13 protein-coding genes are annotated in these 12,292 nt (G+C 72.5%); 8 read left to right on the plus strand and 5 right to left on the minus strand.

Annotated features, from left to right (window positions below; all coding sequences use genetic code 11):
- The first annotated feature begins 80 nt into the window (after nt 1–80).
- The 5 genes from ACTJJP_RS14640 (at nt 81) to ACTJJP_RS14660 (ending at nt 4,318) form a co-directional block, all read left to right on the plus strand.
- Nucleotides 81–662 carry a DUF6286 domain-containing protein gene (locus tag ACTJJP_RS14640; RefSeq protein WP_440775711.1) on the plus strand — a complete coding sequence of 194 codons (582 nt, stop codon included), beginning with the start codon at nt 81–83 and terminating at the stop codon, nt 660–662.
- The gene (locus ACTJJP_RS14645) at nt 659–1,246 is read left to right on the plus strand and encodes a hypothetical protein (protein WP_440775712.1); all 588 of its coding nucleotides are present in this window, start codon (nt 659–661) and stop codon (nt 1,244–1,246) included. Before ACTJJP_RS14640 ends, ACTJJP_RS14645 begins: the two co-directional genes overlap by 4 nt.
- An 11-nt stretch (nt 1,247–1,257) precedes the next feature.
- Nucleotides 1,258–1,959 (plus strand): Asp23/Gls24 family envelope stress response protein, encoded by a 702-nt coding sequence (locus tag ACTJJP_RS14650; RefSeq protein ID WP_440775713.1) that lies wholly within the window; start codon nt 1,258–1,260, stop codon nt 1,957–1,959.
- Nucleotides 1,960–2,026: 67 nt separating this feature from the next.
- Nucleotides 2,027–2,731 (plus strand): GNAT family N-acetyltransferase, encoded by a 705-nt coding sequence (locus ACTJJP_RS14655; RefSeq protein WP_440775714.1) that lies wholly within the window; start codon nt 2,027–2,029, stop codon nt 2,729–2,731.
- Between the two features lie 117 nt (nt 2,732–2,848).
- Complete coding sequence (locus ACTJJP_RS14660) at nt 2,849–4,318, plus strand: hypothetical protein (RefSeq protein WP_440775715.1); 1,470 nt, start codon at nt 2,849–2,851, stop codon at nt 4,316–4,318.
- A gap of 170 nt (nt 4,319–4,488) precedes the next feature.
- On the opposite strand, the gene ACTJJP_RS14665 is transcribed toward ACTJJP_RS14660, so the two are convergent.
- The 4 genes from ACTJJP_RS14665 to ACTJJP_RS14680 are packed head-to-tail and all read right to left on the minus strand — an operon-like array spanning nt 4,489 to nt 8,487.
- On the minus strand, nt 4,489–5,529 hold the full coding sequence (locus ACTJJP_RS14665; protein WP_440775716.1) for an ABC transporter ATP-binding protein: 1,041 nt from the start codon (nt 5,527–5,529) through the stop codon (nt 4,489–4,491).
- Nucleotides 5,526–6,374, minus strand: a complete 849-nt coding sequence (locus ACTJJP_RS14670) for an ABC transporter permease (RefSeq protein ID WP_440775809.1) — start codon at nt 6,372–6,374, stop codon at nt 5,526–5,528. Before ACTJJP_RS14670 ends, ACTJJP_RS14665 begins: the two co-directional genes overlap by 4 nt.
- Nucleotides 6,371–7,246 (minus strand): ABC transporter permease subunit, encoded by an 876-nt coding sequence (locus tag ACTJJP_RS14675; protein ID WP_440775717.1) that lies wholly within the window; start codon nt 7,244–7,246, stop codon nt 6,371–6,373. The genes ACTJJP_RS14670 and ACTJJP_RS14675 overlap by 4 nt, the downstream gene beginning before the upstream one ends.
- A complete protein-coding gene (locus tag ACTJJP_RS14680; RefSeq protein ID WP_440775718.1) occupies nt 7,243–8,487 on the minus strand; it encodes an ABC transporter substrate-binding protein in 1,245 nt (414 codons plus the stop codon). The genes ACTJJP_RS14675 and ACTJJP_RS14680 overlap by 4 nt, the downstream gene beginning before the upstream one ends.
- A gap of 135 nt (nt 8,488–8,622) precedes the next feature.
- Between ACTJJP_RS14680 and ACTJJP_RS14685 the strand changes: the two genes are divergently transcribed.
- Nucleotides 8,623–9,252 (plus strand): TVP38/TMEM64 family protein, encoded by a 630-nt coding sequence (locus ACTJJP_RS14685; protein WP_440775719.1) that lies wholly within the window; start codon nt 8,623–8,625, stop codon nt 9,250–9,252.
- A 47-nt stretch (nt 9,253–9,299) separates the two neighbouring features.
- The gene (locus ACTJJP_RS14690) at nt 9,300–9,926 is read left to right on the plus strand and encodes a CDP-alcohol phosphatidyltransferase family protein (RefSeq protein WP_440775720.1); all 627 of its coding nucleotides are present in this window, start codon (nt 9,300–9,302) and stop codon (nt 9,924–9,926) included.
- A gap of 54 nt (nt 9,927–9,980) precedes the next feature.
- Here the strand turns inward: ACTJJP_RS14690 and ACTJJP_RS14695 are convergent, their stop codons facing one another.
- The gene (locus ACTJJP_RS14695) at nt 9,981–11,447 is read right to left on the minus strand and encodes a dihydrolipoyl dehydrogenase family protein (RefSeq protein WP_440775721.1); all 1,467 of its coding nucleotides are present in this window, start codon (nt 11,445–11,447) and stop codon (nt 9,981–9,983) included.
- Nucleotides 11,448–11,496: 49 nt separating this feature from the next.
- On the opposite strand from ACTJJP_RS14695, the gene ACTJJP_RS14700 reads away from it, so the two are divergent.
- Complete coding sequence (locus ACTJJP_RS14700) at nt 11,497–12,144, plus strand: class I SAM-dependent methyltransferase (RefSeq protein ID WP_440775810.1); 648 nt, start codon at nt 11,497–11,499, stop codon at nt 12,142–12,144.
- Nucleotides 12,145–12,292 lie beyond the last annotated feature (148 nt).

Here is a 12,292-nt window from a genome sequence, read left to right on the forward strand (position 1 = left end):
CGGCTGTTCGGCCGTGAGATCTCGCGTGTGGATCTGACCATCTCGGGCGCCACCGCCCCCCAGCGAAAGCGAGTGCTGTGATGACTGACACCGTGCTGCGCACCGTCGTGCGCCGCGAGACCCACTCGCCCCGCACCGTGGCCATGCTCGTCGTGGTCCTGCTGCTGCTGCTCGTCCTCGCCTACGCCGCGGTCGAGATCATCCTGAACCTCGTCGGCGCGCAGCCGCTGCTCGTCGCCCCCGGCGAGGCCCTCAACGCCGTCGTCGCCGCCCCCACCGCGTTGATGCCGGTCGCGTTCATCGTCGGCGGTGTCGTGCTGGCCCTCCTGGGGCTTGTCGTGCTGATCCTCGCCCTCAAGCCGGGCCGGCTGTCCAAGCACGAGATGCAATGGGGAGAGCGCGCCGTGGTCGTCGACAACGGCGTCGTGGCATCCGCCATCGCCCAACACCTCAGCAACGAATCCGGCATCGCCCGCGACGACATCGTCGTCGGCGTCGCCCACCGCTCCCTCGATGTCACCGTGCGTCCCCCGGTCGGCATCCCCGTCGACGAAGCGCAGCTGCGCCACATCGTCGACGAAGAGATCGCCGCCTACAAGCTCACCCCCGCCGTCCGCACCCACCTGCGCGTGCAGCGTCCCGACACCAAGGAGTCCCGATGAATGCGACACGTCGCGGTCTGAACCGCTTCATCCTCTTCCTCGTCGCCGTCGTGCTGCTGGCCGCGGGCGCCCTCGCCCTCGCCGTGGGCCTGGTGCCCGGCGGGACCGACACCTGGACCACCGTCATGGGCGGCTTCCAAGGCTGGCTCGAATCCCTGGGTCGTGACTCCGCCGGATGGGGCGCGGTCGCAGCCTTCGTGGTCCTGGGGATCATCCTCATCGTCATCGCCTCCTCCGCCGTCCGCGGACGCCGCCACGCGCCCCTGCAGTCCACCGGCAGCGCGAACGCCGAAGGCCGCATCACCGTCACCGACGGCTTCGCCTCCGAAGCGCTGAAGAACGCCCTCGCCGAACGCGACGAAATCCTCTCCTCCCGCGTCACCGCCGGAGAGATCAACCGGGAATCCGTCCTGCACGTCGCAGTCACCCCACGGCAGAACACCTCACCCCGCCAGGTCGCCGAGCACGTCGACACCCTCGTCACCAACCTCGCCGCGCTCACCGGACAAAACGTCCGCGCCTACATCTCCATCCACACCGGGCTGCGCGCCAAACTCGCACGCGACAACACCCGCGTGAACTGACAGGACACGACATGACGAACGATTCGATCTCGTCCCCCTCCGCTGCGGCGCAGCCCGTGCCGGCAGATCTCGCCCGGGCGGTCGCAGACGCCGTCGCGCACGTCGAGGGCGTTCACGCGCTCGGCAGCCTGGTCGAGCGCGCCTCCGACGCGGTGCGTCAGCGCGTCGGGCTCGCGGCCGGCGTCGCCGGCGTCACGGTCGACCGGGGCCGGGACGGGCGGGTCACCAGCGCGGTGTCGATCATCGTCGACTACCCGCACAAGCTGCACGAGGTCACCGACGCGGTGCGCGCCGCGGCACGACACGCCCTCGACGGACTCGGCTCGGGCCGCGTCGACGTCGACGTCACGGTGACCGGCGTGTGGGGTCCCTTCGACACCGACCCGGTCGCCGAGACCGAGCGGGTTCTGGACGACGCCGGAACGGAGGCGGACGGTGACGACACCGCACCCGACACCGGCACGCGCGACGGCTCGCGCGGCGGAGAACGAACCGACTCGGCAGCGACTGACGACACGCGAGACGACGTGAGCCGCGGCGACCGGCCGGCCTCGCCCGTCGCCGGATCGCAGACCTCGCCCGATCGAGACGACACCCAGGATGACGTCGCCGACACCCAGGACGCCGTCGCCGACGCCCTGTCCGAGGTCGCCGATTCTGTGGCCCACGCCGCGGAGGAACTTCGGGATCGTCCCGACTCCCCCCGTCCCTGAGGAACCGGGTCGGCGGGGCACGCCAAGGGGGAATGCGGTCGGGCCCGGGATCGTTCGACCCCTCGCCATGACTTCCGCACCTCCCCTCGCCGACCCGTCCGTCCTCGACAACGCCGCCTGGCACTCCCTCGCCGGCCCGCACGCGTCGTTCTCGATCGGCAACGACCTCGTCCGCCGGTATCCCGAGGACGTCGCCCCCTTCGTCGCCGTCCGCACGTGGGACGACCCGGACGCGTGGGACGCGTTGCGTGAACTCGTCGGCCCCGACGCGGAGGTCGGGCTGTCGGGGTACGAAGGCGATCTTCCCGAGGGGTGGGAGTTCCTCGGCGGCGGCGAGGGCGTTCAGCTGGTCGAGACCGATCTCCTGCAGCCGCGCCCCTTCGACGAGGCGATCGAGCTCGGCGGCGACGACGTGACCGACATGCTCGCGATCGTCGCGCGCAATCAGCCCGGGCCCTTCCGGGCGCGGACACACGAGCTCGGCCGGTACATCGGCATCCGTCACGAGGGTCGTCTGGTCGCCATGGGCGGAGAACGGCTGCACCCCGCGGGCTGGACCGAGATCAGCGCGGTCGCGGTGGACGTCGACCATCGACGACGTGGGCTCGCCTCGCGCCTCGTGCTCGACATCGCCTTCCACATCCAGCAGCGCGGCGACCGCGCCGTCATGCACGCGGCGTCATCGAACCTCGGTGCCATCGCGGCGTACGAGCGCCTCGGCTTCACCGTGCGTCGGGTCAACCGGTTCGCAGCGGTGCGCACTCCGGCCTGAGGCGCGGGCGGCAATCGCCACAGCTCGTCCGGAAGAGCAGGATGAACGCGAGCGCAATCCGTTGACGGCTGCGCGGCGAACACTCTTCGTAGTGCGAAGACGCCACGAAAGGACGACATGCGACTCACGACCCTTCGACGCTTCGAGCTCGATACCCGCCCCATCCATCCCGAGACGCGCCGGGCGCTCGATCGGCGGTGGCAGGAGCTCCCCGAGCACGCCAAGACACCGGGTCAGCTGCTCGGACGCAGCGCCGTGGGCTGCGAGGGGACGCACGGCGTGTTCCCCAAGTGCAACCTCACCTGCTCGCCCTGCTACCACTCGGCCGACGCCAACAAGGTTCGCATCGACGGCGAGCACACCGTCGACAACGTCACCCGCCAGATGGACTACCTGCGTGCGGTACGCGGACCCCGCGCGCACGCGCAGCTGATCGGCGGTGAGGTGAGCCTCCTCAGCGCTGAGGACCACGCCCGCTCGCTGCTGGCGATGCGCGCGGTCGGGCGGGAGCCCATGTCGATGACGCACGGCGACTTCGACTACGACTACCTCCTCGACGTCGTCCTCGATGACGATGGCAAGCCTCGCTTCGACAAGGTGTCGTTCGCGGCGCACTTCGACTCCCTCATGCGCGGACGCCGCGGAGCGGTGCGCCCGCGTAACGAGGCCGAGCTCAATCCGTTCCGCGAGAGATTCGCGCGCATGTTCGTCGACCTCAAGCGCGACCACGGCGTCGACAGCTACCTCGCCCACAACATGACCGTCACCCCCTCGAACGTCGCCGAGGTCGAGCAGGTCACGCGCGACGTACTCGACATGCCGTTCGACATGATGTCGTTCCAGCCCGCCGCCTTCATCGGCGACGACCGCCGCTGGCGTGAGGACTTCGGCGAGGTCACGATCGACGCGGTGTGGGAACGCATCGAAGCCGGCGCCGGGCAGAAGCTCCCCTGGCAGGCGACGCAGTTCGGCGACCCGCGCTGCAACCGCTCCACCGTCGGCGTCCGCGTCGAGAAGACCTTCGCACCGGTGCTCGACCCCGACGACCCGAAGGACATCGCCGCGCGCGACCGGTTCCTCTCGCACTTCGGCGGCATGATCTTCGGCGGCATCCCCCGCCACGTGCTCGCGGTCAAGGTCGTGCGTGCCCTCGCCGCCCACCCCGGCGACATCCCCCCGCTCATCGGCCTGATGAGTCGGGTGCTCCGACGTGCGGGCGGCGCACGCAAGGTCGTCAAGGCCGCACGCCGCGGCAAAGTGTCGTTCAAGACGTTCGTCATCCACAACTTCATGGATGCCGAGCAGGTGGCACCCGCGTGGAAGCTCATGGAGGAGGGTGTCGTCGCCGACGATCCCCTGCTGCGCGAGACGCAGGAACGCCTCGGCGCCTGCATGTACGCCATGGCCCACCCCGACGACGGCCGCCTCGTGCCCGCGTGCGTGCAGCACTCGGTACTCGACCCGAAGGAGAACGAGGAGCTGCGCCGCATCCTGCCGCTGCCGACCGTGCGCCCCGGCGCCACCGTGACCGCACGCCCGTCGGGTCTGACCCCGGTGCGCGAAACGGGGACGCGCACGATCGTCTGAGCGGGATGCCACCGCGCCGGCGCGGTCGACGGCGACGAGCCGCCCCACCGCGAGCTCGCCGTTGTCGAAGTCGGCCCACGTCATCGGCACGTCATCGTTCTCCCCGATGCACCAGTGCATTCCGGATGCCCTCGTCCACCGCCCGGCTCGCCTGCGCCGGTGCGGGACCGTCAGCCCGCGACGACGTGCGCGAGAGCCTCTGGCACCGCCACGGCCACCTCGTCGCCGGGGCTCATGGGCGACACCGAGGGGATCTCGGCGTGCAGCGTGAGCGCACCCGCGCGGATCACCACCTCGCTGCGCGCGCCCACCGGCCGCCGCGCCTGCACCGTGCCGACCGCGCGGAGCGGGTCGGCATCCGTCACCTCGCCGACCCGCACGTCTTCGTGTCGGAACACCAGCGTCGCGGGTCCGTCGGCGACGCCGGGTGCCGCGGCCGCGCCGAGCGCGCTGCGGTGGATGCCGTCGCGTACCTCGCCCACGACGGCGTTGCGCCCCCCCATGAGCTCGGCCGCGCGCAGGCTCCCAGGCTTCCGATAAGCGTCGGCGACGGTTCCCTCGTGCAGCAGACGACCGTTCTCGACGAGCGCGATGCGGTCAGCCACGCGCGCGGCCTCGTCGCGGTCGTGCGTGACGAGGAGGATCGTCGGCGACACGTCGGCGCGCACGGACTCGAGCAGATCGTGCATATCGGCGCGCAGCGCCGGGTCCAGCGCGCTGAACGGCTCGTCGAGCAGCAGCACGGCGGGCTCCGCGGCGAGGGCCCGCGCGATCGCGACGCGCTGCTCCTGGCCGCCCGACAGCTCCCCCACCCGCCGGGAGCCGTAGCCGGCGAGGCGGACGGTGTCGAGATAGCGTTCCGCGCGATCGCGGGCGCGGGTCTTCGGCATCCCCGACACCCGGTCCGAGAACGCGACGTTGTCGAGCACGGAGAGGTGCGGGAAGAGCAGGGAGCGCTGGAAGACCATTCCCACCCCCCGTCGTTCGGCCGCGATCGCGGCGACGTCACGCCCTCCGATCGAGACCGACCCGCGGTCGGGCGTCTCCAGTCCTGCGATGACGCGCAGGAGCGTGGACTTGCCCGACCCGCTCGGGCCGAGCACCGCCGTGCACGTGCCCGCCGCGACCGTCAACGACAGGTCGTCGAGGGCGGGAGCCGCCGACGCGGCGAAGGTCTTGGACAGGCCGGAGAGGGCCAGGTCGGCGCTCACGCGACCACCTCTTTCTCGGGGATGCCGCGCGCGCCGGCGCGGCCACGACGACCGAGGGCGAGGACGGCGGCCAGCAGTATCACGGGCGGGGCGATCGCCGAGAGCGACATGAGCGCGACCGCGGCGTCGTTGCCCAGACCGGCCGCGGCGGAGGCGACCACGAGCGGCAGGGTCACGATCTCTCCGCCGCCCACGATCAGGGTGACGATGTAGTCGCTCCAGGCGACGAGGAACGCCAGGAAGGCGGCGCGCGCGAGCGCCGGCGCGATGAGGGGCAGCTGCACGCGGCGGAGCACCTGCAGACGCCCGGCACCCAGCAGGCGCGCCTCTTCTTCGTACGACCGGTCGTAGGCGCCATAGGCGGTACGCATGACGAACGCCGTGTACGGCAGCGCCATCACCGTGAGCACCATCGCCACCCCCACGGTGGGTGGCACGTGTGCGCGCAACAACACGACGTTGACCCCGAGCACCGCGGCGAACGGCGGCAGCGCCACGGGGGCCAGCAACAGCACCGAGACGAGGCGAGCGCCAGGGACCGCACCGAACGTCAGCGCGCGAGCCGCGAGCGCTCCGATGACGGTCGCGGCGACGGCGACGACGAGCCCGAGTACGAGGGAACGCCCCAGCGCCGGGAGGGCGCCGAAAGCGATGGCCGCCTCGACCGAGCGGCCGCCGAACGCGGCGGGGAGCGGGTCGGGAAAGGTCCAGCTCTCGGCGAACGACCACAGCACGAGGGGAAGAAGCGGAAGGGCGAACCACACCATCAGCACCACCGCGACGACACGGCGCACCACGCGCCCGGCGCCGTGGGACCGCGTGAGGGTGCTCTGCGGGGCACTCATCGCCACGACGCCGTCCGTCGAAGGGCGGCGAAGGTCGCGGCCACGACCGCGAGGGCGATCACGCACGTGACCAGCGCCACCGCAGCCGCCTCCGGCCGGGAGTCGAGCGAGACACCCTGGAACAGGCGCACCGCGAGCACGGGCAGAGGCTCGGGGGACGTGCGGCCGAGCAGCCACAGCACCTCGTACGAGCCGAGGGCGTAGACGAAGCTGATCGCCGCACCGATCAGGATCGTGGGCGCCGTCAGCGGCAGCAGCACGTGGCGGAACCGATGCGCCCGGCCCGCGCCGAGCAATGCCGCGGTCTCGTCGTAGGTCTGGATGCGAGTGGCGAGGGTCCCGGTGACGATGAGCGCGATGAACGCCGATTCCTTCCATGCCAGCTCGACGATCGCCGCGCCCCACAGGGGCCCGCCGACCCACGGCGCCCACGCCTCGGACGCGATGCCGAGAAGACGCGGCAGCACACCGGCGTCCGAGAGCAGGAGCCCCACGGTCGCGGCGGCGATCAGGTGCGGGATCGTGACGGTGACGGTGCCGAGCATCGCGACGACGCGCGCGCTGCGCGTGCGCGAGACGATGACCACCGCCGCGATCGTACCGACGACCACCGCGACGGCCGTGGCCGCAGCGGCGACGCCCAGCGACACCGCGACCGCGGCCCCCACCTCGCCCGGGCGAGCAGTGAAGGCCCCGACCCCGGGCCGCACGGGGCCGACCACCGGCAGCAACCCGAACGCCTGCAGCACCGTCGCGCCCACGCCGCCACCCAACACCACGAGAGCGAGCGCGACGGCCGGCAGCACCAGCAGAGCTCCGCGCAGCCGCTCGCGGGTGGAGCCGGAGCGGCGGGCGACGGGCGACCAGGTCACCGCGACAGGACGTTCTGCCGCCACCCGTCGTCGAGCGCGGGAACCCACTCGGCGGCGAGCTCGCCGTGCGCGTTGCGCGAGAGCTCGTCATAGGGCGGCACCACCGGAGAGTCCGGCAGGGCATCGAACAGCGCGCGGTCCTCGGGCGGGAGGGCGGCGAGGTCGAGCACGGGGAACTGACCCCACACACCGGGCTCCGCCTTCTTCGCCTGCTGCTCGACCGAGAGGGCGACGTTCGCCACGACCATCGCGCCCGCCGCGGCATCGGAATTGACCGGCAGCCCGAGGAAACTGGCGTTGCCGACCGTGCCGTCGTCGAGCGTGAGCACGCGGGTCTCGGCCGGATAGGTCCCGTCGGCGACCAGGCCGGTCAGCGTGGCGGGACCGTACGTCATGGTCATGTCGACCTGGCGGTCGGCGAACAGCTGGCCGAGCTCGGTCTCGTTCGCCGGGTAGGTGTCGCCTGCGCGCCACAAGCTCGGCGCGAGGGCGTCGAGGCGCTCCCACAGGGCGGGCGCGAGCTCGTCGTACGCCTCCTGCGAGAACGCCGTCGGCACCTCATCGGAGCCGCCCGATACGCTCGCCAGCGCCTCGCGCACGAACACCGACCCGGTGAAGTCGGGCGGCGCCGGGTAGGTGAAGCGTCCCGGGTTCGCTTCGGCCCAGTCGAGCACGCCGGCCAAGGTCGTCGGCGGATCGGCGATCGCCGCGGCGTTGTAGGCGAGGGTGAACTGCGCCTTGTGCCACGGCGCCTCGCACCCGTCGACGGGAGTGCCGAAATCGGACTGCAGCAGCGGATCGTCGGCGGAGGTGCTCGTCATCGACGGCAGCAGGCTCGTCCAGCCGCAGCGCCAGGCACCGGCCTCCTTGCCCGTACGGAAATTGTCGCCGTTGACCCACACGAGGTCGACGCTGCCGTCGTCGCGGCCCGCCTGCAGCTCGGTGAACACGCGGTTGAGCGCGTCGCGCGTGTCGGTCACCGGCACGCGCTCCAACGTCACGCCGTACGCGGCGACCGCGGGGGCGAGGATGTCGTCGACGTACGCGTTCCCCTGGTCGTCTCCGCCGTACATCCACAGCTGCACCGTCTGTCCATCGGCCGCCGCGAGCACGGCATCCCAGTCGGCGAACTCCCCCGCGTCGGGTGTCGCGGGGGCCGCGCACCCCGCGAGGGCGAAAAGGGAGGAGGTCGCGACAACCGTCAGGGCGGTGAGACGACGTCGGCGTCGAAGGGGGGACATGGGGCTCCTCGTCGGGACCGGCGACCGGAGATCGCGTGCGGACTTAGGGTATGGGGAAGCGGAGGGGAATCGATGGAGCCGAACGACAACGCCGCGCCCGTGCGCGGTGCGAATCGCCGTCCCCTTCTCCGATTGATGCTTCTCGGTCTCTTCGTCGCCGTCGTCGCAACGGTTGGCTTCGTCTTCGTGCCGCACGACGTCGAGCAGATCCGCGCCTGGTCGAGCGCGGCCGGACTCGGCGGCGCCGTGCTGTTCACGCTGCTGTACGCGGCGCTCACCCTGAGCCCGGCCCCGAAGAACGTCCTCGGCGTGGCCGCCGGTGTGGTCTGGGGTTTCCCGGTGGCATTCGCGATGGTCTACGTCGGCGCGCTGCTGGGGGCGGCGGCATCGTTCGTCATCGGCCGGGCGCTCGGACGCGAGGCGGTCGAGCACTACACCGGCGCACGGGTGGCCCGGTTGGATGCCGCGATCGGGCGCCGCGGGCTCGTCGCCGTGCTGGGGGTGCGGCTGATCCCCGTGATCCCCTTCACCCTCATCAACTACGGCGCGGGGCTGACGGCGGTGCGCCGGCGCGACTACGCCATCGGAACCGCCGTCGGAATCGTCCCCGGATCGGCCGCCTACGTCGCCCTCGGAGCGTTCGGATGGGAGCTCGGCGCGGGCTTCTGGATCGCGGTGGCCGCGGTCGGTGTACTGCTGGTGGGTGGGCTGATCGCGGGGGCGGTCGTCCGCCGTCGGCGGGACGCGGAGGCGCCCCGTGCCTGATCGCGACACGGGGATGCCGGTGACGAGCGCCCGCGCCGGGATCTCCGGTGATTGACCGCGCGATGCGCGCAGCCCTCGCGCGCCCGCTCGACCGCGCCGCGGCGGCCCTCGACCGCCCGGGGATCACGCCCGACCGTCTCACCGTCGCGGGACTCGTCCTCGCCCTGGGGGCGGCCGGTGCGGCCGCAGCCCAGTGGTGGGCCGTCGCGGTCGCACTCTGGCTCGTTTCGCGTATCGCCGACGGACTCGACGGCACGCTGGCACGGCGACGACGGGCGAGAGGCCGGGGCGACGAGAGCGAGGCCGGCGGGTTCCTCGACATCGCGGCGGACTTCATCGCGTACGGCACCGGTGTCTTCGGCGTGGCGTGGGGCGCGAGCGCGGCCTACGACGCCCCCTGGTGGCCGTTCCTCCTCGTGCTGGTGGCCTACTACGTCAACGGCACTGCCTTCTTGGCGTTCTCGTCGATCGCCGAGCGCACCGGGCGCCGCATCGATGACGGGCGCTCGCTGTCGTTCCTCGGACGCATCGCCGAGGGTACCGAGACGATCGCCGTGCACGCGCTCTGGTTGATCCTGCCGTTCTGGGCCTGGCAGATCGCCCTCGTGTGGGCCGTTTTCGTGGGCGTGAGCGCGGTGCAGCGCGTGGTCGCGGGGTATCGCCTGTTGCGCTGAGCCGGGCGCTTTCGGCGGTCGACGGCGCGTGATCCGCGCGAGCCCCGTCCCTCGTCAGCGCCGACGACGGCGCAGTCGGCGCAGCAGCCGGATCGCCGCGGCGATCACGCCCCGGTGCAGCGCGCTCTGCGCGTCGCGCACCGCGGCGTTCCACGCGGCGTCCGAGTATGTCGGATACGCGTGGATCACTCCCGCGAGGCCGCTCACCGTCAGACCCCGCGACACCGCGGTCGACATCTCGCCGAGCGACTCCCCCGCGCGCGGCCCGACGATCGTCGCCCCGACGACCCTTCCCTTCCGGTCGACGACGAGTCGGGTGAATCCTGCGGTCCGGTCCTCGGCGATCGCGCGGTCGAGGTGAGAGTGCGCCGTCTCGACCACGCGCAGGCCCGAGGCGGCGGCATCCGCCGACGAGGCGCCCACCGCCGCGACCTCGGGAGAGGTGAAGGTCACCCGCGGCACGTCGTCGAGGCGGACGCGCCGCGACAACCCGAGCACGGCGTTGGTCGCCGCGACGCTGCCGAACATTCCGGCCGTGTGAGTGAACCGGGGAAGGGGCGTCGCATCTCCCGCAGCCCGGATCCGCGGGTTGCTCGTGGCGAGGGTCCGATCGACGGCGACCGCCCCGGAGGACTCGGTGCCCACGCCCGCGGCATCCAGTCCCAGCCCCGTCGTGTCGACACGGCGACCGAGCGCAGCCAACACGCGGTCTGCCGTCACGGTCGTGCCGTCGCTCAGGCGCGCGAGCGTCGCCGCATCCCGCGGTGGGGCGCTCTCGAGGGTGGTGCGCAGCCGCACGTCGACACCGTCGGCGCGAAGGGCGTCGAGAATCAGAGCGCTCGCATCGGGGTCCTCCTTGGGCAGCAGGCGGTCGCCGCGATGCACGAGAGTGACCTCGCTGCCCAGCCGCGCGAACGCCTGCGCCATCTCGCACCCGATCGCCCCGCCACCCAGCACCAGCAGGCGCGCGGGGAGTTCGTCGAGGTCCCACAGCGTCTCGTTCGTGAGTACGGCACCGGCGTCGGCCCCCGCCGGGAGCACGGGCGAGCTCCCCGTGGCGATCAGAGCGTCGCGGAAGGGGATGCCGACCCCCTCGACGACGACCGATCGCGCAGAGTCGAAGCGCGCCCGGCCCCGCAGCGTGTAGACGCCGCTCGCCGCGAGGGTGTCGGGCGAGTCGACCGGCTCGATCTCGGCGATCGCGCGTCTGACGTGCGCCATGACCGCGGGGAAATCGACACGTACCGGTCCCGCGTGGATGCCGAGACGGCGGGCGCCGCGCGCGTCCTCGGCCGCGTCGGCGGCCGCGATCAGCGCCTTCGACGGGACGCAGCCGGTGAAGAGGCACTCGCCGCCGAAGCCCCTCGCCTCGACGAGCAGCACCCGCGCCCCCAGCGCGGCCGCGGTACGCGCACCGACCAGACCCGCGCTTCCGGCCCCGATGACGACGAGATCCCAGGTGAGGCGACCGGCCTCGGTGGGGGTGAGCGTGCGGGCGCGACGCCCCGGCGGAGTGGTCATTCCCGAAGCCTAAGGTGGTCGCAGAGGGGGTGGCACGATGGCGACGCTGATGCGCAGGTACGGCGCGGGCGCACGGTGGTACGACGTGCTCTCGGGTGAGAAGTGGGTCTATCGCGCGGGCCGAGAGGCCGGCATTCGTCTGCTGCGCCCCCGACGCGGCGACACCGTCGTCGACCTCGGGTGCGGTACGGGGCTGAACTTCTCCGGTCTGCTCGCCGCGGTCGGGTCCGAGGGGCGCGTGATCGGCATCGATCGCAGTCCCGACATGCTGGCCGTGGCCCGCCGCCGCGTCGAGGCGATGGGGTGGCACGACTGCGTGCGGCTGGTGCAGGCCGACGCCGCGACCCTCGATCCCGGTGACGTGGTCGCGCTCACCGGCGGGCGAGGCGCGGATGCCGTGTTCTCGACGTATGCGCTCAGCATCATGCCCGCGCGCGAGGAAGCGTGGCGGCGCGTCTGCGCCGCCGTGCGCCGGGGCGGCCGCGCCGGGATCGTCGACATGCAGCGCCCGTACGGCCGGTGGCGCGCGCTCGAGCCGCTCGNGGCGTGCGCCACCGGCGGCGCCGACATCGACGCCCATCCCTGGCGGCTGCTCGAGCGCGACGCCGTCGACCCGGGCGCGGTCGAGCGCGCCGAGCGCAAGGGCGGCCATCTCGTGGCGGTCGCCGCCGACCTCGGTGCCGCCATCACCCGCTGACCCCGCCCTCCCCGGCCCGGTTCGGGGCCGGGCGTCCGAATCGGCCGTGCGCAACTCCGGAGGAACGGCGGCGCCGATCGCCCCGAACGTGAAAACGCCCCCGCAGAGGCCGGATCTCCGGAGTTCGGTACGCGGTGCGCCCGATCCC

Origin of the sequence: Microbacterium sp. 22296, assembly GCF_052045385.1 — a bacterium.
In the GTDB taxonomy this organism is placed as follows: domain Bacteria; phylum Actinomycetota; class Actinomycetes; order Actinomycetales; family Microbacteriaceae; genus Microbacterium.

What these genes read in the sequence shown, in the direction of transcription:
- ACTJJP_RS14640 (WP_440775711.1), top strand. Translation starts at nt 81, where the DNA reads ATGACTGACACCGTGCTGCGCACCGTCGTGCGCCGCGAGACCCACTCG.
- ACTJJP_RS14645 (WP_440775712.1), top strand. Translation starts at nt 659, where the DNA reads ATGAATGCGACACGTCGCGGTCTGAACCGCTTCATCCTCTTCCTCGTC.
- ACTJJP_RS14650 (WP_440775713.1), top strand. Translation starts at nt 1,258, where the DNA reads ATGACGAACGATTCGATCTCGTCCCCCTCCGCTGCGGCGCAGCCCGTG.
- ACTJJP_RS14655 (WP_440775714.1), top strand. Translation starts at nt 2,027, where the DNA reads ATGACTTCCGCACCTCCCCTCGCCGACCCGTCCGTCCTCGACAACGCC.
- ACTJJP_RS14660 (WP_440775715.1), top strand. Translation starts at nt 2,849, where the DNA reads ATGCGACTCACGACCCTTCGACGCTTCGAGCTCGATACCCGCCCCATC.
- ACTJJP_RS14670 (WP_440775809.1), bottom strand. Translation starts at nt 6,374, where the DNA reads ATGAGTGCCCCGCAGAGCACCCTCACGCGGTCCCACGGCGCCGGGCGC.
- ACTJJP_RS14680 (WP_440775718.1), bottom strand. Translation starts at nt 8,487, where the DNA reads ATGTCCCCCCTTCGACGCCGACGTCGTCTCACCGCCCTGACGGTTGTC.
- ACTJJP_RS14685 (WP_440775719.1), top strand. Translation starts at nt 8,623, where the DNA reads ATGCTTCTCGGTCTCTTCGTCGCCGTCGTCGCAACGGTTGGCTTCGTC.
- ACTJJP_RS14695 (WP_440775721.1), bottom strand. Translation starts at nt 11,447, where the DNA reads ATGACCACTCCGCCGGGGCGTCGCGCCCGCACGCTCACCCCCACCGAG.